25 protein-coding genes and 5 tRNA genes are annotated in these 25970 nt (G+C 42.8%); 16 read left to right on the forward strand and 14 right to left on the reverse strand.

From position 1 onward, the window contains the following. Positions 1-258: 258 nt before the first annotated feature. The 4 genes from CHJ_RS08465 to CHJ_RS08480 all read right to left on the reverse strand — a co-directional run bounded on the left by CHJ_RS08465 (position 259) and on the right by CHJ_RS08480 (position 2062). Positions 259-348: transfer RNA gene (locus tag CHJ_RS08465), tRNA-Gly, on the reverse strand. Positions 349-403: 55 nt separating this feature from the next. Then, positions 404-479 (reverse strand) — tRNA-Gly (locus CHJ_RS08470). 32 nt (positions 480-511) lie between these two features. Continuing rightward, positions 512-598 (reverse strand) — tRNA-Leu (locus CHJ_RS08475). A gap of 222 nt (positions 599-820) precedes the next feature. Next, complete coding sequence (locus tag CHJ_RS08480; protein WP_317917455.1) at positions 821-2062, reverse strand: HDOD domain-containing protein; 1242 nt, start codon at positions 2060-2062, stop codon at positions 821-823. A 393-nt stretch (positions 2063-2455) separates the two neighbouring features. Here CHJ_RS08480 and CHJ_RS08485 point away from each other — a divergent pair, with 393 nt between their 5' ends. Next, the gene (locus CHJ_RS08485; protein WP_171754336.1) at positions 2456-2755 is read left to right on the forward strand and encodes an isoamylase early set domain-containing protein; all 300 of its coding nucleotides are present in this window, start codon (positions 2456-2458) and stop codon (positions 2753-2755) included. A gap of 117 nt (positions 2756-2872) precedes the next feature. Here CHJ_RS08485 and CHJ_RS08490 read toward each other — a convergent pair whose 3' ends face one another. The 6 genes from CHJ_RS08490 to uvrY form a co-directional block, all read right to left on the reverse strand. Further along, the gene (locus CHJ_RS08490) at positions 2873-3388 is read right to left on the reverse strand and encodes an EamA family transporter (RefSeq protein WP_317917456.1); all 516 of its coding nucleotides are present in this window, start codon (positions 3386-3388) and stop codon (positions 2873-2875) included. A 208-nt stretch (positions 3389-3596) separates the two neighbouring features. Next, positions 3597-3672, reverse strand: a tRNA-Gly gene (locus CHJ_RS08495). Positions 3673-3694: 22 nt separating this feature from the next. Further along, positions 3695-3768 (reverse strand) — tRNA-Cys (locus CHJ_RS08500). A 166-nt stretch (positions 3769-3934) separates the two neighbouring features. Further along, positions 3935-4492 carry a CDP-diacylglycerol--glycerol-3-phosphate 3-phosphatidyltransferase gene (gene pgsA, locus CHJ_RS08505; protein WP_171754338.1) on the reverse strand — a complete coding sequence of 186 codons (558 nt, stop codon included), beginning with the start codon at positions 4490-4492 and terminating at the stop codon, positions 3935-3937. A 46-nt stretch (positions 4493-4538) separates the two neighbouring features. Further along, positions 4539-6371: an excinuclease ABC subunit UvrC gene (gene uvrC, locus CHJ_RS08510; protein ID WP_171754339.1), complete on the reverse strand. Its 1833-nt coding sequence runs from the start codon at positions 6369-6371 to the stop codon at positions 4539-4541. Further along, a complete protein-coding gene (uvrY, locus tag CHJ_RS08515) occupies positions 6371-7015 on the reverse strand; it encodes a UvrY/SirA/GacA family response regulator transcription factor (RefSeq protein ID WP_171754340.1) in 645 nt (214 codons plus the stop codon). The genes uvrC and uvrY overlap by 1 nt, the downstream gene beginning before the upstream one ends. A gap of 287 nt (positions 7016-7302) precedes the next feature. Between uvrY and CHJ_RS08520 the strand changes: the two genes are divergently transcribed. Continuing rightward, on the forward strand, positions 7303-9666 hold the full coding sequence (locus CHJ_RS08520; protein WP_317917457.1) for a DNA polymerase II: 2364 nt from the start codon (positions 7303-7305) through the stop codon (positions 9664-9666). On the opposite strand, the gene CHJ_RS08525 is transcribed toward CHJ_RS08520, so the two are convergent. Continuing rightward, entirely contained in the window at positions 9663-10436 is a 774-nt protein-coding gene (locus CHJ_RS08525; RefSeq protein ID WP_317917458.1) for a nucleotidyltransferase domain-containing protein, read from the reverse strand. The two genes, CHJ_RS08520 and CHJ_RS08525, sit on opposite strands and share 4 nt — an antisense overlap. A 225-nt stretch (positions 10437-10661) precedes the next feature. Here CHJ_RS08525 and yeiP point away from each other — a divergent pair, with 225 nt between their 5' ends. Beyond that, on the forward strand, positions 10662-11231 hold the full coding sequence (yeiP, locus tag CHJ_RS08530; protein WP_171754343.1) for an elongation factor P-like protein YeiP: 570 nt from the start codon (positions 10662-10664) through the stop codon (positions 11229-11231). A 12-nt stretch (positions 11232-11243) separates the two neighbouring features. After that, on the forward strand, positions 11244-11582 hold the full coding sequence (locus tag CHJ_RS08535) for an HI1450 family dsDNA-mimic protein (protein ID WP_171754344.1): 339 nt from the start codon (positions 11244-11246) through the stop codon (positions 11580-11582). 113 nt (positions 11583-11695) lie between these two features. Here CHJ_RS08535 and rluB read toward each other — a convergent pair whose 3' ends face one another. From rluB to rnm, 3 genes are all read right to left on the reverse strand, one after another. Further along, a complete protein-coding gene (rluB, locus tag CHJ_RS08540) occupies positions 11696-12589 on the reverse strand; it encodes a 23S rRNA pseudouridine(2605) synthase RluB (protein ID WP_171754345.1) in 894 nt (297 codons plus the stop codon). Positions 12590-12770: 181 nt separating this feature from the next. Next, positions 12771-13391 (reverse strand): L-threonylcarbamoyladenylate synthase, encoded by a 621-nt coding sequence (locus tag CHJ_RS08545; protein WP_171754346.1) that lies wholly within the window; start codon positions 13389-13391, stop codon positions 12771-12773. Between the two features lie 2 nt (positions 13392-13393). Further along, on the reverse strand, positions 13394-14266 hold the full coding sequence (gene rnm, locus CHJ_RS08550; protein ID WP_171754347.1) for an RNase RNM: 873 nt from the start codon (positions 14264-14266) through the stop codon (positions 13394-13396). A gap of 289 nt (positions 14267-14555) precedes the next feature. On the opposite strand from rnm, the gene CHJ_RS08555 reads away from it, so the two are divergent. The 12 genes from CHJ_RS08555 (at position 14556) to CHJ_RS08610 (ending at position 25963) form a co-directional block, all read left to right on the forward strand. Then, positions 14556-16127, forward strand: coding sequence for an anthranilate synthase component 1 (locus CHJ_RS08555; RefSeq protein WP_317917459.1), 1572 nt, complete (start codon positions 14556-14558; stop codon positions 16125-16127). Further along, a complete protein-coding gene (locus CHJ_RS08560; RefSeq protein WP_317917460.1) occupies positions 16127-16714 on the forward strand; it encodes an aminodeoxychorismate/anthranilate synthase component II in 588 nt (195 codons plus the stop codon). The genes CHJ_RS08555 and CHJ_RS08560 overlap by 1 nt, the downstream gene beginning before the upstream one ends. 36 nt (positions 16715-16750) lie before the next feature. Then, a complete protein-coding gene (gene trpD, locus CHJ_RS08565) occupies positions 16751-17749 on the forward strand; it encodes an anthranilate phosphoribosyltransferase (protein ID WP_171754350.1) in 999 nt (332 codons plus the stop codon). A 6-nt stretch (positions 17750-17755) separates the two neighbouring features. After that, positions 17756-19153 (forward strand): bifunctional indole-3-glycerol-phosphate synthase TrpC/phosphoribosylanthranilate isomerase TrpF, encoded by a 1398-nt coding sequence (gene trpCF, locus CHJ_RS08570; protein ID WP_216613451.1) that lies wholly within the window; start codon positions 17756-17758, stop codon positions 19151-19153. Positions 19154-19162: 9 nt separating this feature from the next. Next, on the forward strand, positions 19163-20353 hold the full coding sequence (gene trpB, locus CHJ_RS08575; protein ID WP_171754351.1) for a tryptophan synthase subunit beta: 1191 nt from the start codon (positions 19163-19165) through the stop codon (positions 20351-20353). Next, positions 20353-21159, forward strand: a complete 807-nt coding sequence (gene trpA, locus CHJ_RS08580) for a tryptophan synthase subunit alpha (protein ID WP_317917461.1) — start codon at positions 20353-20355, stop codon at positions 21157-21159. Before trpB ends, trpA begins: the two co-directional genes overlap by 1 nt. Positions 21160-21474: 315 nt before the next feature. Beyond that, positions 21475-22752, forward strand: a complete 1278-nt coding sequence (locus CHJ_RS08585; RefSeq protein ID WP_411861560.1) for a dicarboxylate/amino acid:cation symporter — start codon at positions 21475-21477, stop codon at positions 22750-22752. 129 nt (positions 22753-22881) lie between these two features. Further along, entirely contained in the window at positions 22882-23418 is a 537-nt protein-coding gene (locus CHJ_RS08590; RefSeq protein WP_171754353.1) for a septation protein A, read from the forward strand. A 50-nt stretch (positions 23419-23468) separates the two neighbouring features. Beyond that, positions 23469-23870, forward strand: coding sequence for an acyl-CoA thioester hydrolase YciA (gene yciA, locus CHJ_RS08595; RefSeq protein ID WP_171754354.1), 402 nt, complete (start codon positions 23469-23471; stop codon positions 23868-23870). Between the two features lie 84 nt (positions 23871-23954). Next, a complete protein-coding gene (locus tag CHJ_RS08600; RefSeq protein WP_171754355.1) occupies positions 23955-24251 on the forward strand; it encodes a YciI family protein in 297 nt (98 codons plus the stop codon). Between the two features lies 1 nt (position 24252). Beyond that, complete coding sequence (locus CHJ_RS08605) at positions 24253-24651, forward strand: GspS/AspS pilotin family protein (RefSeq protein ID WP_317917462.1); 399 nt, start codon at positions 24253-24255, stop codon at positions 24649-24651. A 166-nt stretch (positions 24652-24817) separates the two neighbouring features. Beyond that, positions 24818-25963, forward strand: a complete 1146-nt coding sequence (locus CHJ_RS08610; protein ID WP_171754357.1) for an ABC transporter substrate-binding protein — start codon at positions 24818-24820, stop codon at positions 25961-25963. Positions 25964-25970: the final 7 nt, after the last annotated feature.

Genomic DNA, 25970 nt, shown 5'->3' on the forward strand with positions numbered 1-25970 from the left:
AGTTCATTTTTACCGCATCACCCATAATCACCATTTGAAAAAGGTAAAAAAGCCCGACCATTTCTGATCGGGCTTTTTACTTTCTACTTAAAGAAATTTGGAGCGACACACGAGGTTCCCTTCTCTTGAACATAAGGCGTGACCTCAACCTTGGCAAGGCTGCGCTCTACCAACTGAACGAGTCTCACTAAAATTCACTAGATGCAAAAAAGCCCGACCATTTCTGATCGGGCTTTCTACTTTCTACTTAAAGAAATTTGGAGCGACACACGAGGTTCCCTTCTCTTGAACATAAGGCGTGACCTCAACCTTGGCAAGGTTGCGCTCTATCAACTGAACGAGTCTCACTAAAATTCACTAGATGTAAAAAAGCCCGACCATTTCTGGTCGGGCTTCATTAATTTGGAGCGACACACGAGGTTCGAACTCGTGACCTCAACCTTGGCAAGGTTGCGCTCTACCAACTGAGCTAGTGTCGCATGCTACATTCAGCGAACGTAGACTTAATAGATGGTGCCCCGGGCCGGACTTGAACCGGCACAGCGCGAACGCCGAGGGATTTTAAATCCCTTGTGTCTACCAATTCCACCACCAGGGCACGCAATTCTTTATTGCGATGCTGTTAACTGAAAAGTTATGACACCATCTTAATACTGAATTAAATTCAATATTCAAAATTTGTTTTCCGGTCAACAATGTTATCGCTGTCGGAACAGGGCTGTACTTTACTGGATTCAGAAAATGAGTCAACCCTATTTTTTGACCTTTTGATTCGTATGACTATTTTTTAGTCTAAACGGTGGCAAAAACGCCCTTTTAACTACATTGAAAGGGTCAATTTACCCGGAGAACGTGCGACAACCTCTTTAATAGCCCCACCATCCATTTGAACATTAGCAAACCAGAAAGGCGCATGCTTATCTACAAACGCATTACTCTGCTTCATCAGGTCATAAATCGAAAATGCTTTTGCCTGACCAAGAGCGACACCATGCAAACTTCTCTCCAAAATAGGCACTTCTTCGATATCTTCTAAAAGCGCATTTTTTAGATGAACTGCTCGCGGGCCCCACTCAATATAGTCAACAACTTTACGAGAAATCGTCTTATCGAGTTTAAACAGTACGTTGGGTAACACAGACAGAGTCGGACTCACTTCAGAACATAAGTCATACTCGTCGGTCTGCTTATCCGCAATATACCGTCTCATCACTAACGTTAATGCCTCTTCAAACACCTGACTAAATAGGTTACATATTGCAAAATAAGAACAGGCTCTAACCATGCCAATAAGTACGCCTTCATCAGGCTCTTTGTAATTAGCATCGTCTAAACGCATTCTGGTTACATTCGCCATCACCACCGCATGTTGCCACAACTTCGGTGCGATAAGACGAGTATTTTTATCCGACCATTTCAGTAACGGCTTAGCCATTAGAACCGGAAACAGCTTTTTACAATTATCGATACCAATAAATCCGATGGCGACTTTAGGATCGTCTGTGTTTTTAGGGTACTTACCTAATAGGTTACAAAAACTGTCGTTACTTACCAGATCAAGCACATTACTTGTTAAAGAAGGACTTTCAGTGGCCAAGGAACCTAGCCGAGAGAAACTCAATGATGCAGAGTAAGCAAATGAGGAGAAATGTCCGTAATCAGGAAAATCTTGAAACAACTGCTCAGGCTTCATCTCTTGCAGTTTCTCTAGCATCAACCTTTCAGTGGTGACTGAAACATTCTTCACCACCATATCTAACATCATCTGCTGTTCTTCAATCTTCTCAATACGCTCAACCACTTTCTGTCTTTCACAGTCCAATAGGTCACGCTGAATCTCTGTTACTCGGTGTTTTTCTTCATTTGAGGTAGGGTCACTATATTGCCCTTGCTGGCTCAATAAGCTGTCGACATTTGACTGTTCAACAACGTACTTCATGTTCACCAACCACTGGGAATAACGTTTAGTCGTCTGTAAAGATATTTTCTGAGCAGCAAGCTGCGCTTTACTATCATAGCGTTTATTCGTAAATAACTGTTTTGTAGAGTCAGATAGGTTCAATCGTTTTTACCGCTTTCTTGCTGATAACCATAATTATAAACAATTACAGCACAATATCTCCGAGGTACATAGTATCCATGGTAGAAACTGACTATAAATTGTCAAACATCGCTGTTTGCTTAAGTAACGAATGCAAACATTTCAAAAGTTGAAATTTGGTAGGATTATACAGAAATTCGTTAGCGAAATAGAATAATCTACTATTTTTTATAGTAACCCATTGGTTTCATATCAATTTCTTCTCTGCAACAACTTTTTTATTATTCTGTAACTACTGAATTTTCATAAAGTTACCATGTTTTTTACATTAAAATGACTTGAACTAGCAGTAAAAATACACTAAACATTAACCTTTGAATGTATGTTTATATTTTGTACTTATAGGAAGATAAGATGTTAAAGAAGCGTTTTTTTAAGACCAAAGATGAAGTTGAAGTAACTTTTGAATGGCCTCAAGGGGAAGAGTCTAGCGTTGCAGTTGCCGGTGATTTTAATGGCTGGGAAGCGGCTCCTCTCAAGCTGAATAAGAAGAACAAAGCTTATTCACTAAGAGTGAGATTAGCAAAAGACTCAAGTTTTCAATTTCGCTACCTTATTGATAATGAAACTTGGGAAAATGACCCTGCGGCAGATGACTACGTAAGAAACAGCTTCGGCTCAGATAACAGCTTAATCTCTACCGCAGCAGAATAAGCGTCACGCAGATACAAACAGAGAGAGCCTAATCGCTCTCTCTGTTTTATTGATCATTAAATATGGAGTTTTGACTTTCTTATCCCGAGTTGAGGTTAGTTAGTCAGCTTGGTCTCTTTAAGACTCGACATCAATCGTCTGTGTTACCACTTGCTGCTCACTCGCTTGTTCATTAACAACTTGAGCTGGCTGTTTGTACTTATTACCTAACGAAAATAACACCACGGTGAGTAGAGCACAGACAAATGCCGCCCAATGATAGCTATTGAATGTCTCCTTAAACAGCCACAGGCCAACAATCAAAGAGGTGGTTAGTATTGAGAGTACCGCATATAAAACGTAGCTTGTGGTTCCATAGCGGGAGTAAAGTAGATAAAAGCCTAAGTAAGTTAGAAACAGCCCCACCCCGCCAATAGTTACCCACTGCCAGTTCTCTCGCAACACTTCTCCATATCGACTACTGCCAATAAATGGAGAGATAACAACCGCAAGAATGACGCAAATCACCGACGTTAAGACCATAAACGACAATGGCCCATCTTCAACAACGACCTTTTTTTGGCCGGCAGCAAACATCGCGTTACCCACCGCCGCGATAAGAGCAAAAAACAGTGCACCAAACAGACTGGTCATAATACCTACTTTTCTATCTTGTCATGGAAAGAGAAAACAGCCACTCATTTCTGATACGGCTATCCACTTTGAAGTGACGCACTAGGTTATCTTCTTTAGAACATTAGGCGAGAACTCACCTCAATAAGGTGATTCCCTGCTAACTGAGCGAATGTCACTTCTTTGGAAATGTAAAAAGCCCCGACATTTCTGTCGGGGCTTCAAAATTTGGAGCGACACACGAGGTTCGAACTCGTGACCTCAACCTTGGCAAGGTTGCGCTCTACCAACTGAGCTAGTGTCGCAATATATTTTCATAAGAAAATATGGAGGCGCGTCCCGGAGTCGAACCGAGGTCCACGGATTTGCAATCCGCTGCATAGCCACTCTGCCAACGCGCCTTCTTGAGTGTGGAAGCTTGTTCCTGACTACGGGGAGGCATTTTACGGATTCACTCTACTGAGTCAACTCAAATTTTCTATTTTTGATTTGTTTGATTATTTAAACGTCAAAATAGGTCAAAACAATCTATTGAGCCATCACACTTACTTGATAGATCGCGGTTTATTACTGATGCTCTTCGTTTAGCAGATCATCTTTTGCTGCGGCTAAGTACTGCATCATAGACCAGTAGGTTAAGAATGTTGCAACGTATAGCGCGCCATAACCAAGCCAAACCATCCAATCATCGTAACGCCATACCAATACCCATAAAGCGAACATCTGCGAAACCGTTTTTACTTTACCAATCCATGATACGGCAACACTTGAACGTTTACCTATTTCAGCCATCCACTCTCTAAGAGCTGAGATAATAATTTCTCGTGCAATCATGGTAATGGCAGGGATGGTTATCCAGATGCTGGCGTAATGCTCGGTAATCAAGATTAGCGCAGTCGCCACCATCACTTTGTCTGCAACGGGATCTAAAAACGCACCAAATCTTGATGTTTGCCCTAGCTTTCTCGCTAGCATACCGTCTAGATAATCCGTCACTCCTGCTACCCAAAATATCATAGCGGCAACAAAAGGGGCCCATGTGTAAGGAAGATAGAATATGACAACAAAAACTGGGATCAATACCAGCCGAAGAAGTGTAAGAATATTGGGTATGGTAAAACGCATTTTATTAGGCTCTTATAAATGGCCTGCTAATGGTGCGGGAAAAACGTTACTCTTTCAATGCCTGATGTATTTTTTCTGCTAAAGAATAGCTAATTCCTGGAATTTTGCTGATATCTTCGACACTTGCTCGCTTAAGCTCTTGCAAACCGCCCATATATTTAAGCAAAGATTGACGCCTTTTAGCACCAACACCTTCAATTCCTTCTAACGGGCTCGTTCTTCGAGTTTTCGCTCTTTTCGCTCTATGTCCGGCAATAGCATGATTATGGCTTTCATCTCTTATATGCTGAATAAGATGTAATGCGGGAGCATCCGTAGGCAAATTAAACTCATCACCTTCTATTGTGATTAAGGTTTCAAGTCCTGCTTTTCTTGTCACCCCCTTAGCAATGCCGATGAGTCTTGGGCGTTTTGGCCAATCATCCCAGTGAGAAGAGATGATCTCTTTCGCTCGATTCAATTGACCTTTACCACCATCGATAAAAATAATGTCCGGGATTTTTTCTACATCGAGCTGCTTGCTATAACGACGCTCTAGCACTTGACCCATTGCAGCGTAATCATCACCTCCGGTAATACCGGTGATATTGTAACGCCGATACTCTTGCTTCACCGGACCTTCCTGATTAAACACAACGCAAGACGCTATTGTGCTCTCTCCCATTGTATGGCTGATATCAAAGCACTCCATACGTCGGATAGAGGTAATGCCCAGTTCATCTTGCAGTGCCGTAACACGTTGATGAATGGTCATTTTATGATTAATTTTGCTGGTAATGGCGGTTAATGCATTGGTGTTAGACAGTTTAAGGTAACGGCCTTTGGTCGACGTCGGGCTAAGGTGTACCATCACTTTCCGTCCGGCAAGCTCGGTTAACACGTCCGTTAACGGCGCAATATCATCAACCAGCTCTTTATTGACGATCAACCGGTTAGGTATGGTTCTCGTTTCGCTGTGGTTGAGATAATACTGACTTAAAAAGGCGTAAAATACCTCTTCTCGTTCGGTGTTATTTGGAATTTTAGGGAAATGACTCCGGCTGCCCAAAATCTTACCCTGACGAATCATTAAAATATGTATACAAGCGATGCCGTTCTCTTGTGCGAAACCAAGTACATCCATATCTTCCATGGTATCTTCAGAGACAAATTGCTGTTCCTGCACACGTCGAATCGCTTGAATTTGGTCGCGAAGTTTCGCTGCTTCTTCAAAGCGCAATTCTTGGCTCGCTTGTTCCATTTTGTTGACTAACTGAGTCATCACCATCTGATCTTTGCCCTTTAAGAACAGGGTCACCAGATCAATGAGCTCAGCATACTCATCATCAGAAATTAGTTTAGAGACACAAGGAGCGGCACAGCGACCAATTTGATACATAAGGCAAGGACGAGAGCGGTTACTGTAAACCGTATCTTCACACTGTCGCACCGGCAGGATTTTCTGCACAAGATGGAGTGTTTCTCTTACTGCACCAGAATCGGGGTAAGGTCCAAAATATTCGCCTTTTCTCTTTTTCGCACCACGATGCATAGAAAGCCGTGGATGACGATGATGACTTAAGAAAATATAAGGATAGGATTTGTCGTCGCGTAACAGTACGTTGTATTTGGGCAAATACTGTTTAATGTAGTTATGTTCGAGAATCAATGCTTCTGTCTCGGTATGGGTGACCGTGACATCAATTCTGTCTATATGGCTAACCAGCGCCCTAGTCTTCTCGCTGTCTACTTTGCTACGAAAATAGCTGGAGAGACGCTTCTTAAGATCTTTGGCTTTACCGACATAAATAATATCAGCATCGGCGTTATACATTCTGTATACGCCGGGCTGATTGGTAACCGATTTAAGAAAGGTTTCTGAATCGAAATTGGAGGGCACTAAAGAGTCTCTGTATCTAACATTCCATGTCTAATCGCTAAGTGAGTAAGTTCAACATCGCCATTGATATCCAGCTTACTAAATAGACGATAGCGATAGCTATTGACGGTTTTAGGGCTTAAGTTTAGCTGTTCAGAAATATCTGTCACACGTTGGCCTTTAGTAATCATCATCATGATTTGAAGCTCACGTTCTGACAAATCTTTAAACGGATTTTCTGATGCAGATGAGAATTGGCTTAATGCCATCTGCTGAGCAATTTCAGGGGAAATATAACGTTGCCCACTATGCACAACACGGATAGCGTTCACCATCTCGTCAGGGCCGGCTCCTTTGGTTAAATAACCAGACGCGCCAGCCTGCATCACTTTAGTTGGAAACGGGTTTTCCGTATGAACCGTTAACACAATGATTTTAATATCAGGATTAAAGCGTAAAATCTTTTTAGTCGCTTCCAAACCGCCAATTCCTGGCATATTCATATCCATTAGGATAACGTCAGCATGGTTGCTGCGACACCATTTTACAGACTCTTCACCGCTGTCAGCTTCCCCTGCCACGTTCATTCCACGGACGTCTTCAATAATACGTCTTATCCCTGTGCGAACCAGCTCGTGATCATCTACAAGGAAAACATTAATCAAACTTGTATCTCCACACAACTCACATTGGTTCTGCACTCACCACAAGCGGTGAAGTGCAACAAACTCAACTATCTTAACTCATTTTGCGCAACTTTGCGTAGCAACAATATGCTTTATTCCACAAAGTTTAGCAAAAACTTATTTAGTGTAACTATCAAGCTTCTAATTTCTCGAGCTTTTTTAATTGTCGATGGTTAGCATCGCTGTATAACAGTACCTGTTCATCTTTCTATTTTCCATCATTAATTGTTACTATCGACACATAATCATCAATCAGCATAAAAATATTGAATATTAACAACGGATTTATCCTCACTCGTCAGGTGCGAGACGTACAGGGCCAAACAGTAATAGAGCTGTGGCTAAGTACCGCAGAAGGGCCAACAAAGCTGACCATTTTGTCTGAGCAACCCGTTGTGTTTATTAACAGTGATGATGCCGTTTTCATTGAAACCCTACTACAACGCCATCCCTTATCCATAACGCTTTCCCCTCTTGAGCTGAAAACCTTTCAAGGTCACAACGTAACGGGGTGTTATGCGCCTACCAATTTTGTTATTAATCAGTTTAATCAGTTACTAAAAGATAACGAGATCATCAGTTTCGAAAACGACGTTAAACTTGCAGATCGCTTTCTTATGGAGCGTTTTATTCAAGGGAGCGTTGAGTTTGCTGGCAATAGGGAAGATAAGCGTGATCATCTGCGTTTTCATGATGCAAAGTGTCGCAAAGGGAATTATCACCCGACTCTTTCTTATGTCTCTCTAGATTTAGAGTGCTCTGAAAAAGGCATTTTATACTCTATTGGTTTAGCGTCACCACTTAACGAAGTGGTCATAATGATTGGTGAGCCCGAACAAGCGGATACGGCGATTTTGTGGGTCAAAGATGAAAAAGCCCTTTTGCTGGCGATGGTCGAGTGGTTTAAAAGGTATGACCCTGATTTAATAGTCGGTTGGAATGTTATCGACTTTGACTTTCGCCTATTAGATAAGCGTGCGCAATGGCACAATATTAAACTCAATATGGGCCGGGATAACAGTGCCATCTATTTCCGCCAGTCTAATCAGTCCCAGCAAGGTTTTATTACCATTCCCGGACGCGTTGTCCTTGATGGTATCGATACTTTGAAAACCGCCACTTACCAATTCTCTTCATGGTCTTTAGAGTCGGTATCTCAGCAACTATTAGGAGAAGGGAAAGCGATCCATAACGTCCATGATCGTATGGATGAAATAAATCGAATGTACCGCGACGATAAGCCCTTGCTGGCAAAATATAACTTACAAGATTGTCGATTGGTCAACCGCATATTTGAAAAAACACACCTGATAGAGTTTGTTATTCAACGAAGTAAATTAACCGGTTTAGAACTTGATAGAATGGGAGGCTCAGTTGCCGCGTTTACCAATTTGTATCTGCCAAGATTGCACAGAGCCGGTTATGTTGCACCCAATTTAACCACCGAAGAGTGGCTAGCGAGTCCCGGTGGTTTTGTGATGGACTCTATTCCCAACCTCTACGACTCCGTTTTAGTGCTGGACTTTAAGAGCCTTTACCCATCCATAATCCGCACTTTCTTAATTGACCCTATGGGGCTTATTGAAGGATTGAAACTCGACGAGGGTAAAGAGCCAAATCAAGCAGTCAGCGGATTTATTGGTGGACAGTTTCACCGAACAAAACATTTCCTACCGCAAATGATAGAACAGTTGTGGGCAGCCCGAGAAAGCGCGAAAGCATCCAATGAACACGCCTTCTCCCAAGCCATTAAGATCATCATGAACTCATTTTATGGGGTATTAGGCTCAGCAGGATGTCGATTTTACGATGCTCGCCTCGCCTCCTCTATCACCATGCGCGGTCATGAGATCATGAAACAGACTAAAATATTAATTGAAGAGAAAGGTTACCAAGTCATTTATGGTGATACCGACTCTACTTTTGTCGCGTTAAACGGCCCTTATAACCAGCAACAAGCGGATAACGTGGGTGCTGAGCTTGTTTGCTACATAAATCAGTGGTGGACCGAACATATTGAATCTCAATTTGGTCTAACTTCTTGTTTAGAACTTGAATATGAAACCCATTATAAAAAGTTTCTTATGCCAACCATTCGAGGCGCAGAGGTTGGTTCAAAGAAACGTTATGCCGGACTTGTAGAACGAAATGGAGAGCAACAGATTATTTTCAAAGGTCTGGAAAGTGCTCGAACAGACTGGACAAAACTAGCGCAACAGTTCCAACTTAAGCTTTACCAGATGGTTTTTAACAATGAGGATCCTTGCGACTACATCCGACAGTACGTAGAAGCAACCTTGTTGGGTGAGCATGATCATTTATTGGTTTATCAAAAGCGACTAAGAAGAAAGTTGAGTGACTATCAAAAGAACATCCCACCGCAAGTGCGTGCAGCAAGGTTAGCAGATGAACACAATGCGAGACTCGGCCGAGCACTGCAGTACCAAAATAGAGGCCGTATAGAGTATCTTATTACGGTTAACGGCCCTGAACCCTCTGAGTACCGCCAAAGCGCCATCGATTATCAGCACTATATCGATAAGCAATTAAAGCCCGTTGCTGATGCTATCTTGCCGTTTGTCGGTTTCGATTTTGACGGGTTAAACGCCCCTCAGCTTGATCTATTTTAACCAATTCTAAACTCGGTTTTTTTATAAGCTTTGACTAGCCAATCGCCAAAATCATCAATTAACCCAACCACAGAACGTTTTGGGACGTAGCGGCCAGAGAGCAGTATTTCTAAACGTTTTATCTGCTGCTCTTTCTCCGGGTGATAGCGAAGAAAATGTTGACCGCACTCTATCGGGTCATCAAACCAATGCTTATCTTTATGCATGATTAACGAGTAGCTGGCTCGCAATAATTTTTTGGCTAAAACGGCTTGATGCCTAATCTGTTCAGACTGAGACTTAGCTAGCGCGATTTTACGTCGATAGTGTTTAACCCACTCATCGACGTCCATATTCCAATATTTTGCTATCTCCCAACTCGGCTCAAACTCTCCATACCGACTTGAGAGATCATCACCATATATGCACACCGAACAGTGCTTAAGCATAAAGCCCCAAGTGAATATGCTTTCCAACTGCAATATTTCATGAGCTTTAACAAACTGAAATGACAGCTCAGTGATAAATGGATACGCTTTTTTGAAACGCCATTTAATGGTATTCACTAGTGTTGTGGTTCTGTCATCCAAATTACCATTTGTCACCACGATGATATCGACGTTTGAGCGTCCTTCAATGGCGGTTTTTCTCGCTACACTTCCATAAAGATACAGGCTATGTAGATTGGGGCCAAAACCACCACTAAGGGAATGAATAAGCTCTTTTACTACTGGCTGATAGGCATACTGAAATGGTTTATCAGGATCAATTAAGGGTAATGTTCTTGTCACGGCGATGTTCTAAAACCTTGGGTTGATCAAAATGAAGTGATTAACGCAATTATGCGCGAATCGGTTTGGATTTCAACAAAGACGTTGTATTCTACTCTTTTGCCCCAATTTAATCGCTATGACCAAGTAACAAAATGATGCTTGCTCGGCGAGTTGAGTAAATTGAATAAATACAATAAATTTAGAATATTTTAAGAATAAATAGATTAACAAAGGATAAATCCCATGCCTAAGGCAAGTGAACTAAAAAAAGGTTTTGTTATTGAATCTAACGGCAAAATGTTGCTTATTAAAGATATCGAGATTACCACCCCAGGTGGTCGTGGCGGCGCAAAAATATATAAACTTCGCTGCGCTGATCTAGCAAACGGCTCAAGAATAGATGAGCGTTTTAAATCCGATGAAGTTGTTGATACTGTTGAGATGACCAAGCGCTCATCCACATTTTCCTACACTGACGGTGACGAATATGTGTTTATGGATACTGAGAACTTTGACCAGTACAGCTTTAACAAAGAAGATATTCAAGACGAACTGCTATTTATTACCGAAGATATTCAAGGTTTATTCGTTATCTTGGTAGATGGCAAAGCGGCCTCTATAGAATTACCAGCCTCCGTTGAGTTGGTGATTGAAGACACTGACCCATCCATTAAAGGTGCGTCTGCATCCGCCCGTACTAAGCCAGCTCGTTTTGCTACGGGTTTGTCTGTACAAGTTCCTGAATACATCGCCTCTGGTGACAAAATTAAAATCAACACCGCTGAGCGTAAATACATCAGCCGTGCAGACTAATAAGGAGTCATAATGTCGGATCAAGAAAATTCATTAGAGCTAATGTCGTACGATGATGTTATTGAAACGGCTTACGATATTTTTTTGGAGATGGCTCCAGACAATTTGGAAGCCGCTGATGTCATCATCTTCACTGCGCAGTTTGAAGATAGAGGCGCTGCCGAATTAGTAGAAACCGCAGACGACTGGATAGAACATGTGGGTTTCGACATTGATAAAGAAGTGTACGCTGAAGTGCGTATCGGTCTGGTCAATGAAGAATCTGATGTACTGGATGAAGTGTTCGCCCGCTTGCTTATTAGTCGCGACGCAGAGCACAAGTTTTGCCATGTGCTTTGGAAAAGAGACTAAGACAGAGCCACAACTCTGTATCGCGTTACTCAAGTATCACGTAACTCATCTACCAAGTAACATAAAGGGGCTAGCTAGCCCCTTTATTTATATCTGTTGTCTCAACCAAGTCACTACTTACGAGAGCGACGACGCTGTTGGTTGCTGCGTCCTTTTGGAGTACTCACTCGCTCTTCATGGCGCTTAACTGCGCGGCGAATCTTCTGGCTACGAGAGCGCTCACGTTTACGTGAGGTATTATTAACATCGATTAAACTGGTTTTCTCTGCTGGAAGTTCAACTAACTCTCTTAGGTAGTTTACTTCTTTCAGCTCCAGCTCCATCCATCCACCACGAGGCAGTGTCTTTTCTAAGAAGATATCACCATAACGAACACGCTTTAGACGACTTACTGTGGTGTCTTGAGATTCCCACAATCGACGTACTTCGCGGTTTCTACCTTCATTAATCACCACATAAAATGTGTGATTCATTCCTTCGCCACCAGCATGAACAATATCTTCAAATCGTGCCATGCCGTCTTCTAACTTAACGCCTTTAACGAGGTTACGAACGTTTTGTTCGGTAACATCACCAAATACACGTACAAGATATTCACGTTCAACTTGTCGGCTTGGGTGCATCAGTCGATTTGCCAATTCACCATCCGTCGTAAATAACAAAAGACCAGAAGTATTAGCATCTAGACGACCAACTGAAATCCAACGTGAACCACGAATTTTAGGTAAGCGGTCAAAAACAGTGCGACGACCTTCAGGATCATGACGAGTACACAGCTCACCTTCAGGTTTGTAGTAAGCTAATACACGACAAACAGCAGCTTCGGTTGTTTTTAAATTAACGGTATGCCCATCAATACGTACTACAGCGTTGTCATCTTCCAGACGCTCGCCTAGCTTAGCTACAATGCCATTAACACTAATACGGCCCGCTTTAATTAAAGCTTCTAGTTCACGTCGTGAACCATGCCCGGCAGTTGCGAGTACTTTCTGTAATTTTTCGCTCATCTATAACCCTTTTCTGTCGTCTTCACAGACGTCAATAATTTCAATTAACTAAACACTAATTTAAATACGCTAAATTTTTAGCAGCTGGGAATTATACATCAATTGGAATATTTTATTGCAGTATTTTGACAAAAAAATAGCAGCCAAATCTGACTGCTACATAACGCGATTACGGAATCGATTACTCAAACGGAGTAGGATCCCCGGCACCACGTCTAGCGACGACTGCTTCGTCTTCGCTAAAGTCAATAACCGTCGTTGGTTGCTCACCTAAATAACCACCGTTCATGATTAAATCCACTGCGTGTTCCAATTTGTCACGAATATCTTCAGGATCAGATTCCGTATCATTGCTTCCCGGTAGAATTAACGATGTCGACATTAAAGGCTCACCTAATGCTTCCAGTAAATCCAAAGCGATTTTATTATCTGGAACACGAATACCGATGGTTTTTCGCTTAGCATTCATTAATCGACGAGGTACCTCTTTGGTCCCTTTAAAAATAAAGGTATAAGGCCCAGGGGTATTATTTTTTAATAATCGAAACGCGGTATTATCTATCCGTGCGTAGATTGAAAGCTCAGATAAATCTCGGCATAGCAGAGTAAAGTTATGCTTATCATCTATTTTACGAATGCGACATATTCTTTCTAATGCTTGTTTATTTTCCAACTGACACCCTAGCGCATAGCCAGAGTCGGTTGGATAAACCACCACACCGCCATTTCTAATAATTGCGACAGCTTGGTTAATTAATCTAGCTTGTGGATTGTCAGGGTGTAAATAAAAAAACTGACTCATTGTTACTCCTTACCACCGATAATCTCGGTATTTTCTACTGGGGTTATGCCCCAATCTTTCCATACAGGCTCTACACCAGAAGGCAGCCAGAGGTTTCGACCAAGCTCCGTCCAAGGGGAAGGATAATGAAAGTCAGAACCTTGTGAGGCTAATATACTGTATTGTATAGCATAATCCGCCAAGTTTCGCCTCTCTTGTTGCGACTGTTGAGGTAACGACACTTCCATCGCGTCTCCTCCGGCTTCTACAAAAGAGGAAATCAGACGTTTAATCCATTTTGCCGTCAGCTTATAACGGCCGGGATGCGCGAGAACAGCTTGTCCTCCGGCATCATGAATAGCGGAGACCGCTTCTTCAATCGAACACCAACTTGGCGGCACATAACCTGGGTTATTTCGGGTTAAGAACTTTTTAAATACCTGCTGCATCGTTTTGGCGTGGCCATTTTCCACCAGCCACTTAGCAAAATGCGCACGGGTTATCGGTGCTCCATCTGCAATGATAGATACTTCATCATACACTGGTGCGTTCACGGCTTTAGACAAGCGTTCAGCCATTAACTTGGCTCTATCCACGCGTCTCTGCTGTTGCTGCTCAATCAAGGTGGTCATCGCGACATTGTTGTTATCGATATTAAGCCCAACAATATGGATATCTTTGTTTTGCCATAACGTCGATATTTCTATCCCGCTAATCAGCTGTATAGGTAAGTTCTGCTGCGCAATATAACGTTGAGCAGCGAGTGAACCTATTACCGTATCATGGTCGGTAATAGCCAGCACATCGATAGAAAACTCTAACGCTCTATCAACGATGGCTTCCGGTGTTAAGCGACCATCTGAAGCTGTTGTATGACAATGAAGATCTATTTTCATTTAAACCTTGACTTTACTTGCAAGTACTAGTTTACTAGTACGAAATATCAAACAGGAATCGAAACGCCCATGTTACTAGAAACCACTCAAATGCCTAGCACTAATGTTACAAGCCAAACGCTTGTTGCATCATGGTGGCGTATTTGGATAGAGTTTAGTGGGCGATGCTATTAGGTTAAATATCTAGAATAGTTTATAAAGCCCGCTAATTGAGCGGGCTTTTTTGATCCACTCCCCTTTTAGAACAAAGAAATAGATATCGATAAAATGACTGAGTTAAGGACGTCTTATGAATAAGGCAATAAAAATAGAACAGAAGGGACAGTTAGATGTTTTAACGCTGACGGTTCCCTATTGCGCGGATCCAACAGAACTGTTTCAAGTACTTTGCGCAGATAAAACCAACAGTCTTTTATTAGAATCTGCAGATATCGATTCAAAGCAAAACCTAAAAAGTATGTTGTTGATCGATACAGCGGTGCGAATTGAATGTCGTGGCAATAACGTGGTTTTAACGGCACTAACAGAAAATGGCTCCCACGCGATTCAACGTATCGCTTCCCATATTACTGATGAAGTGCAATCGACATACTCTGACAACAGTTTAGAGCTGAAATTCGTCACTCCCGATACAGAATTAGATGAAGATGGTCGCATGAAGGAAGCGTCTTCTTTCGATGCACTGCGTATTGTTCAACATAGCTTTGACATTGAAGGTAAAGATAACTTCTCACTATTTATGGGGGGGCTGTTTGCTTTCGATCTGGTTGCTAATTTTGAGCCTATCGGAGCTGCAACACAAATTAACAACTGCCCCGATTATGTCTTTTATCTTGCTGAAACATTAATGACCATTGATCACCAGCAGCAATCATGTACCGTCCAAGGCAGCGTATTTGATGGGACTCAACAGACCAAGCAGCGATTATCTCAACGTCTAAACGACATCTCCACGCTAAGCCACAAACCGGCGCCGTTAAAAAAGGCACAGAAGTTAAAAGAGTGTGCCGTTACTACAAATATCTCTGATGACGAATTTTGTAACACCGTCACCGATTTAAAAAAGTTTGTGGTACAAGGGGATGTGTTCCAAGTTGTTCCGTCTCGACAATTTACCTTACCTTGCCCTTCTCCACTGGCCTCATATAAACAGTTGAAGCAGAGTAACCCTAGCCCATATATGTTTTATATGCATGATGCGCTGTTTACTCTATTTGGCGCATCTCCAGAAAGTGCGCTCAAATATGAAAAACAGTCTAACCAAGTTGAAATCTATCCCATCGCAGGAACTCGATTAAGGGGCAAAAATGCCGATGGTTCAATCAATCTAGATTTAGACGGACGCATTGAGCTGGAACTGCGCAGTGATAAAAAAGAGAACGCCGAGCATATGATGCTAGTTGATCTCGCCAGAAATGATGTGGCGAGAATCTCCGCGCCGGGAACCCGTTATGTTGCGGATTTACTGAAGGTTGACCGTTACAGTCACGTCATGCATTTGGTATCCCGAGTTGTTGGCCAACTGCATGGTGATCTCGATGCGTTACACGCTTATCAGGCCTGCATGAATATGGGCACGTTGACCGGTGCACCGAAAATTCGAGCCATGCAGTTAATTCGTCAAGTAGAAAAATCTCGACGAGGCAGTTATGGTGGCGCTGTTGGTTACTTAACAGGTCAAGGGGATCTCGATACCTGTATTGTTATTCGTTCTGCGTATGTCGAAAATGGCATAGCGCAAGTTCAAGCTGGAGCGGGTGTGGTTTACGACTCGGATCCACAAGCTGAAGCTGATGAAACCCGCAACAAAGCACAGGCAGTTATCTCAGCCATTCAACATGCTCACTTGGAGAATCTATAATGGCGAATGTTATTTTCATCGACAACTTTGATTCGTTTACTTATAACTTAGTCGACCAGTTTCGCGCTCTTGGTTATCCGGTAACCATCTATCGAAATCATATCTCTGCCGCCGTCATTGCAGCTGAGATAGACAAGTTAGACAATCCTGTCGTCGTGCTTTCTCCCGGTCCCGGAGAACCCAAAAACGCTGGTTGCATGCCAGAGTTAATTCAGCGTTTAAGAGGCCATGTTCCTATGATTGGAATATGTTTAGGTCATCAAGCAATCGTCGAAGCCTATGGCGGTACAGTGGCCGGAGCCGGAGAGATTGTCCATGGCAAAGTATCTATGATGGCGTATACCCCCCACGTGATATACCAAGATTTACCCGCCAACATCGCTATCGCCAGATACCACTCATTAACTGCGACCTCAGTTCCTGAGACGCTGACCATCACCGCAGAAGTTGATGGACTGGTTATGTCGGTGCTAAACGAACAAGATAAAGTGTGTGGATTTCAGTTTCATCCAGAATCCATTATGACTACCTATGGTGCTAAGCTGTTAAAAAACACCATTGAGTGGGCGTTATCCAATCATCAATAAATTAAAATAGACCCAACAGAATAAATAGGAAGTCAGATGCAAGATATTATTAATAAATTATATGATCAAACCTCCCTTAGCCAACAAGAGAGTCACGCGCTTTTTGACTGTATCATCCGAGGCGAAATGGATCCTTTACAGTTAGCATCGCTGCTTACCGCGCTGAAGATAAAAGGCGAAACACCTGACGAAATCGCAGGAGCCGCAGAAGCGTTGCTCGCTAACGCCAATCCATTCCCGCGCCCCGATTACGAGTTCGCCGATATCGTTGGTACCGGAGGCGATGGGTCAAACACTTTTAATATCTCTACCACTGCGGCTTTTGTCGCGGCGGCATGTGGTGTCAAAGTCGCCAAGCATGGCAACCGGGGAGTATCGAGCAAATCCGGCTCTTCCGATTTATTGGACTCTTTTGGTATCAACTTAGCCATGTCTGCTGACGATACGCGCAAAGCCGTTGATGACTTGGGTGTTGCCTTCTTATTCGCTCCTGAATATCACGGTGGCGTACGACACGCTATGCCCGTCCGTCAGGCGATGAAGACACGTACCATCTTTAATATTTTAGGTCCGTTAATTAATCCGGCACGCCCCCCCATTGAACTGATGGGCGTGTATGATCAATCATTGGTTAAACCTATTGCTGAAACGATAGCCAAAATGGGACTTAAACGAGCGGCGGTTGTTCATGGCAGTGGCTTGGATGAAGTCGCCATCCATGGGGATACCGTTGTGGCAGAGATCATTGATGGTGAAATAACAGAGTACACTTTGTCTCCTGCGGATTTTGGTGTTGAACGCTACTCTTTAGACGACATAAAAGGTGGAACACCTGAAGAGAATCGCACCATTATCAGCAATATATTGACCGGAAAAGGTAGCGAGGCTCAAACCGCCGCCGTTGCCGTTAATGTTGCGCTACTATTGAAACTATTCGGCAATGAAGATCTAAAAGCAAATACTCAACAGGCGATTTCTGTAATGAAATCAGGTAAAGCATTCGAGCTAGTTCAACAACTGGCCCAGCGAGGATAACCGCAGATGTCGACTACATTTACTCAACAAAATCGTGAGATGGCGCAAGTACTGTTCAAAATTGTCGAAGATAAAAAACAGTGGGTTGAGCAGCGTAAAGCTACCCAGCCATTGGCAAGTTTTATCGACACTCTAGAGCCATCAGATCGAGACTTTTATCATGCTCTTTCGGGCGACAAGGCGGCATTTATCCTTGAATGCAAGAAAGCATCCCCATCAAAGGGCTTAATAAGAGAAGAGTTCGATCTGGATTACATTGCGTCCGTTTATAAAAACTATGCTAGCGCCATTTCTGTTCTTACCGATGAGAAGTACTTTCAAGGTAGTTTCGATTTTATAAATCAAATCAAAAACAACGTTGAGCAACCGGTTCTGTGTAAAGACTTCATGATTGACCCTTATCAAGTCTATTTGGCTCGCTACTATGGTGCCAATGCCATTTTACTGATGTTGTCTGTGCTTGATGACGCTCAGTACCTGAAACTCTCTGAGCTAGCTCACTCTCTCAACTTAGGCATTTTGACCGAAGCGAGTAATCAAGAAGAAGTGGAGCGAGCCATTGCGCTAAAAGCGAAAGTCATCGGAATTAACAACCGCAATCTACGAGATCTCTCTATCGACCTAACTCGTACTCGCGAACTTGCCCCACAAATCCCCGCAGAGACCGTTGTTATTTCTGAATCAGGAATTTACAGCAATCAGCAAGTACGTGACTTACGACAATATGTCGACGGTTACTTAATTGGCAGCTCATTAATGTCAGAAGAGAACTTAGAGCTAGCAGTAAGAAGCGTACTGGTTGGAGATAATAAAGTGTGTGGCCTAACCCACCCTGATGACGCTGCGGCCGTTTATCAAGCCGGTGCGGTGTACGGCGGCCTGATATTTGCCAATGGTTCTAAGCGACAGGTGGATATAGAACAAGCTCGCCTTACTATGAGCGGTGCACCACTTAAATACGTTGGGGTATTTCAAAATCAAAGTCTGGATGATGTTATCTCTACAGCGAATCAACTTGGCTTATCCGCGGTTCAGTTACATGGCAAAGAGTCTCAAGACTTTGTTGACCAACTGAGAGCTCAATTAAACAAACATTGTGAAATTTGGAAAGCGTACGGCGTCACTGACACCCTGCCTGAACTGTTAAGCAGTAACGTGAATAAGCATCTTCTCGACAGCAAAGTCGGCACGCAAACGGGTGGTACCGGACAAACATTTGATTGGCAATTGGTTAGCCAAACAAAAAACATCATGCTTGCTGGCGGTTTATCACCAGAAAATGTGAAACAAGCCGCTTCACTAGGCTGCCTCGGTCTGGATCTTAACTCAGGTGTAGAAAGCGCTCCCGGAAAGAAAGATGCTCAATTACTGCAACGCGCATTTGAACAAATTAAAAACTATTAAGGATATTGTATGGCTAAGTTAGACGCCTATTTTGGTGAGTATGGTGGTCAGTTTGTACCTCAAATACTGGTTCCTGCACTGGAGCAACTTGAACAAGAATTTATTGATGCTCAACAAGATCCTCAATTTCAGAGTGAGTTTATGACGCTACTGCAAGAATATGCAGGCAGACCTACCGCGTTGACATTGTGTCGAAATATCACCAAAGGTACCAAAACAAAACTGTACCTAAAACGAGAAGATCTACTGCATGGCGGTGCACATAAGACCAACCAAGTATTGGGGCAGGCATTGCTAGCAAAGCGAATGGGAAAAAAAGAGATCATTGCCGAAACGGGGGCCGGTCAACATGGTGTTGCAACCGCACTAGCCTGCGCACTGTTAGATCTAAAATGTCGTGTATATATGGGAGCGAAAGATGTAGAGCGCCAAAGCCCTAATGTGTTCCGTATGAAATTGATGGGTGCAGAAGTGATCCCCGTTCACTCAGGTTCTGCCACACTAAAAGATGCCTGTAATGAAGCACTACGAGATTGGTCTGCCACCTATCAAGATGCTCACTATTTACTTGGAACAGCCGCTGGCCCACACCCTTTCCCAACCATAGTGAGAGAGTTCCAGAAAATGATCGGCGAAGAGACCAAGAATCAAATACTGGCTCGTGAAGGACGTCTACCTGATGCTGTCATTGCCTGTGTTGGCGGCGGTTCTAACGCCATAGGCATGTTTGCAGATTTTATTGAAGAAGAGAGCGTCGAGTTAATTGGCATTGAGCCGGCAGGTAAAGGCATTGATACTGACCAGCACGGCGCCCCACTAAAGCATGGTAAAACAGGCATATTCTTTGGTATGAAAGCACCACTGATGCAAGATGAACACGGACAAGTAGAAGAGTCTTACTCTGTTTCTGCTGGCTTGGATTTCCCATCTGTTGGGCCACAACATGCTCATTTAAATGCCACGGGTCGAGCCAAATATCACTCAGCTACCGATGATGAAGCATTAAATGCGTTTCAACAGTTAGCCAAAACAGAGGGAATTATCCCGGCATTGGAATCAGCACATGCCCTCGCCTATGCCGTTAAACAGGCTTACGCAGAACCAGATAAAGAGCAGCTTTTAGTGGTAAACCTGTCTGGCCGAGGTGACAAAGATATATTTACTGTTCATGACATACTACAACAAAAAGGAGAGCTGTAATGGATCGCTATCAATCACTTTTTCAACGGTTAAAAAACCAAAATGAAGGTGCCTTTGTTCCTTTTGTCACGGTAGGCGATCCAAATAAAGAGCTCTCTCTACAAATTATGGACACCTTGGTAGAAGCCGGTGCGGATGCCTTAGAGCTGGGGATCCCATTCTCTGACCCGTTAGCAGACGGTCCGACCATACAAGGCGCAAATATCCGAGCTCTGGACTCAAACGTCACGCCGAGCATATGTTTTGAGTTGATTTCTCAAATTCGTCAGCGCTACCCTCAATTACCGATAGGCTTACTTATGTATGCCAATTTAGTATACGCGAACGGCATTGATAATTTTTATCGCCGATGCGCCGAAATAGGGATAGATTCGGTGTTGATTGCCGATGTACCAACAAATGAAAGCGCGGACTTCATTCAAGCGGCGAAGAAGCATGGCGTTCATGCTATTTTTATCGCTCCTCCAACAGCCAGTGATCAGACCTTAAAATCGGTTGCAGAGCTAGGCGGTGGCTACACCTACCTACTTTCAAGAGCAGGGGTTACCGGTGCAGAAACCAAGGCCAATATGCCCGTCGCTCACCTAATGGATAGATTAAATCAGTTTTCAGCACCACCCGCCCTGCTTGGTTTTGGCATTTCTCAACCTGAACAAGTCGTGGAAGCGCTAGATGCAGGTGCTGCGGGTGCTATCTCAGGTTCCGCTGTCGTTAAGATCATCGAATCAAATCTGGATGACGCTCAAACCATGCTCAATGAGCTCGCTACTTTTGTTGGCAACATGAAAGCAGCAACAATACGTTAGTTACTTAGGCATTTTAATCAAGTAATAAACCCTTAATCGCCATGCACGCTCTCTGCAAATTCAGAGAGCGTGTTGTCATTCATCTCGACTGTTTATTTAGTGCAAACTTCACGGTAAAACCCCTTCCACAGGTTAATTTATTAAAGTGTCGCCGCGATCTCATTCTGGTAAATGACAGCTTACTCATTACTTAACCTACGTCATTAAAATAACAATTGATCATCGGAATTATTTGTAAATCCAATTCGAACTGTGTAAAAGGTTTTACGGAATTATTGTCTGGCTTTTAACGCCGAATCGATACTAATCCCCAAGATTGTTCACTTTCCACGTACGGAGGTTGTTGTAGTGGCCGAAAAGAAAAACTTATTAACTAATATTGGTGTGCAAGTTGTTATTGCCATGATTCTAGGTACCTTAATTGGTGCTGTTATGGGTCAATCTGCTGCCATGTTTGCACCTTTAGGTGCGATTTTTATTAACCTGATTAAAATGCTCGTTATCCCTTTAGTCGCGGTTGCCCTAATTTCAGGTGCAGCGGGTCTAGGTGATAGCCATTCTGCTGGTAAAGTTGGTGTTACAACGCTAGGATTTTTCGCTTTAACGTCAGCGCTTGCTGTTGCTTTAGCACTATTCATGGGTGAAGTGTTCCAACCAGGTACTGGTATCGATGTATCGTCGGTTGAAGGTATGTTCTCTGCTGAATATGCATCTAAAGGTGAATTGCCAACATTTTGGGCAACGGTTGTAGGTATGATCCCTACTAACGTTTTCCAATCATTGAATGAAGCAAACATTCTGCAAATTCTCGTTTTCTGCTTGTTCTTTGGTATCGCCATTTCCAAATTGGAAAAAGAGCGCCGCGCTCCGTTAATGAATGGGGTAAATTCCATTGTTGACGCTATGGTTTGGATGATCAATAAAGTAATGATCATTGCACCTATTGGCGTATTTGGCCTAATGGCTGAAGCGGTAGGTACATTTGGCTTCGGTGCATTGATGGTGGTATTTAAGCTATTCATCGTATACATCGCCGCTATCTTAATTTTTGGCTTTATTGTATACCCAGCCCTAATTCACTTGTTCACTAAGACATCGGCTCGTAAGTTCCTAACGGTAATGAAAAAGCCTCAAGCGGTTGCGCTATCAACGGCTTCTTCTATGGCGACACTTCCTGTCACTATGGATGCAGTTGAAAACGAACTGGGTGTACGTAACTCTACTGCGTCATTTGTGCTGCCATTAGGTGCAACAATCAACATGAGTGGTAACGCAATTTACTACGGTTTGGTTGCGATTTTCTTTGCACAGCTGTTCCACATTGACCTAAGCATGGGTGCTTACATTGCCATCATCATTACGGCAACATTAGGTGCGGTTGGACAAGCAGGTGTTCCTGGTCCTTCATTCTTGGTAGTAGCGGTACTTCTTGCTGCAGGTATCCCAATTGAAGGCTTACCACTTCTGTTCGCATTGGATCGTATTTTTGACATGATTCGTACTGCATTGAACATCACTGGTGATGCTGCATGTGCCGTTATTGTTGACTCTATCATCGAAAAAGATTTAGAGCTGCAAAAACAACAAGCATAAGTAGTCACAACCACTAAATGGATGGCCGCAATTTGCGGCCATTTTTTATATCTAATTTCTACAAACTGTTTAGCATTGCCGCTAAATTCGTTAGACTGTGTACAATTTTCTATCCTATAGTAATGAAAAATGAAACAACTCATTGATTTTATTCCATTAATCATATTTTTTGCACTTTATAAAATGTACGACATTTATACCGCTACAGGTGCATTAATTGTCGCTACCGCCATTCAAATCGCTCTAACCTACTTCATTTATAAGAAAGTAGAGAAAATGCAGTTGGTGACATTTGTTATCGTTACCGTCTTTGGTGGAATGACCATCTTCTTCCACGATGATAACTTTATTAAATGGAAAGTTACCATTGTCTATGCGCTATTCTCACTTGGCCTGTTTGTTACTCAACTTATGGGTAAGCCCGTCATTAAAGGAATGTTAGGTAAAGAGATTACCTTGCCAGATTCTGTATGGGCTAAAATCAACTGGGCTTGGGTTGGGTTCTTTATTTTATGTTCATTACTCAATATTTATGTCGCTTTCAATTTGCCTCTGGATGTTTGGGTCAACTTTAAAGTCTTTGGCTTGTTGGCGGCAACCTTTGGTTTTACCTTGCTTACGGGTATCTATATCTACAAGCACCTACCTAAAGAAGAATCTAAATAAAATGCTGTACTCTCAACCTCCCGGTTGAGAGTTTTCTATTGGAATGTCTTATGAACAATGATGTTAGCTCCGCACCTCGCGGGCAAATGTTGCTGCGTACTCTTGCGATGCCAGCAGATACCAATGCCAATGGTGATATTTTTGGTGGTTGGATTATGTCTCAACTCGATTTAGCCGGTGCGATTCTGGCAAAAGAGATCTCTTCAGGACGTGTGGTAACCGTTTCTGTCTCCAGTATCACCTTCAAACAACCTGTTCGCGTCGGTGATGTGGTGTGCTGTTATGGCGAATGTATTAAAATTGGACGCACATCAATGTCGGTGAATTTACAAGTCTGGGTAAAACCTGTAAATGTAAATGGTATCGGTGATCGTTATCAAGTATGTGAAGCAACGTTTAATTATGTGGCGATAGACAGTAATGGTCGACCTCGTCCAGTAAAAAGTGTGTAAACTTACACTTCTAATACACGGCTACAATGCACAACGATAAATCTTGTATTATGTAGCCTATCAAACAAGTAAAAGGATGGATTCATGTGGTATGTCATTTTTTCTCAAGATGTTGAAGATTCTCTACAAAAACGCATGAGCGTAAGAGACAAACATTTGGCTCGTTTACAGCTATTACAAGATGAAGGACGTCTTCTGACAGCAGGACCAATGCCTGCCATTGATTCTGAAAACCCTGCAGAAGCGGGCTTCACTGGCTCAACAGTTATTGCTGAGTTTCCTTCTTTAGAAGACGCCAAGCAGTGGGCTGATGCCGATCCTTATATCGACGCTGGTGTCTATGAAAACGTCATTGTGAAACCATTTAAAAAAGTATTCTAGAATGACCTCATTAACTCGATACACTCTCTTATCACTCATTGCCGCATTTCTTTTCGGTTGCAGCGGCAATACCGATAAACAACGCCAAATTGAAGCGATCGCTCAGCATCGAGCAACAACGCTATCCAATAGCTTACCTATTGAGCACGGCCCCTTAACCATTATGCAAGCGAAAGCCGTTGGAAACAGTGTTCAGCTTATGATGATATATAATGGTGAAACGGCATCATCTGCTCAGCAGTTGCTTGAAGGAAGCATTCGTTACTATTGCAATAACTCTGAAGTGAAAGCAAATCTTGTACACGGCGTAATCTACAATATTAAGTTACGCAGTCCGCGAGGAAAATTACTGGCTGAAAGAGTGATAACTGAGAACAGTTGCGCTAAAAAAGCAGAGTAATCACACACCAATTAATAGGAGCACTATCCGTGCTCCTTCAATTATTGCTACCTTTTATATATCCATATAAATATTTTCATTCATAATGAATAGAAAACGTATGATGTCCGGTCTACTGGGTAACATTGACGTTTTGTCATTAAAATGCAACTTTGAAAGGAAGCTTATGAAGAAAATAGCACTACTCGCCACTGCAATTGTTGGTTTATCCTCTACCGTCGCCTATGCGTCCGATTGGCAACAAATAACAGACAAAGCTGAAGGCCAAACTGTCTATTTTCATGCGTGGGGCGGAAGCCAAGAGATCAACGCTTATTTGAAATGGACGGGTAATCAACTTAAGCAAAAATATGACATTAATTTTAAGCATGTCAAAGTCACGGACATTGCAAAAACCACCTCACAACTGATTGCAGAGAAAACCGCTGGTAAGTTAGAGAATGGCAGCGTTGACATGGTATGGATTAACGGTGAAAACTTTAAATCCATGAAGAATAATGAGCTTTTATACGGCCCTTTTGTAGAAAAGCTACCTAGCTGGAAGTACGTTGATAAATCTCTACCTGTCGATAGCGATTTTTCAGAGCCAACTGATGGTCTCGAAGCACCATGGGGAGTTGGACAACTGGTCTTTATCCATGACAGTAAAACACTCAGCAATCCACCAGCATCATTTTCTGAGCTTCTTAGTTACAGCAAAGCGTTCCCGAATCGCATTAGTTACCCTAAGCCACCAGAGTTTCACGGAACCAGTTTTCTTAAAGCACTGCTAATTGAGCTTACCAGTAGTGACCCCTCTCTTTATAAGCCCGTTAACCAACAAGATTTTGATATCATAACCAAACCGTTGTGGGACTATTTAGATCAACTGCACCAGTCGGCATGGCGTGAAGGTAAACAGTTTCCGGCTAGCTCATCTGAAATGGTTCAACTATTAGATGATAGACAGCTTGATTTAAGTATTACTTTTAATCCTAACGCTGTCTTCTCAGCACAAAACAGTGGCAAATTGGCACCGTCAACCAAGACTTATGCCATGGATGCGGGTGCTTTATCGAATATCCATTTCTTAGCCATTCCTTTTAATGCCAACGCGAAAGAAGCGGCGATGGTCTCAATCAACTTTTTATTGAGCCCTGAAGCGCAGTCCCGTAAAGGCGACCTTTCAATATGGGGTGACCCTTCTGTGTTAGAGAACCAATACTTGCAAGGAACGGCAAAAGAGACTCGTTTGTTTAAGTCGCTACCAGAGCCTCACCCTAGCTGGCAAGTCGCGTTAGAAAAAGCGTGGCTAGAAAGATACGGTAATTAGTTGTCAT

The organism is Vibrio sp. MACH09, from assembly GCF_033238805.1.
GTDB lineage: Bacteria > Pseudomonadota > Gammaproteobacteria > Enterobacterales > Vibrionaceae > Vibrio.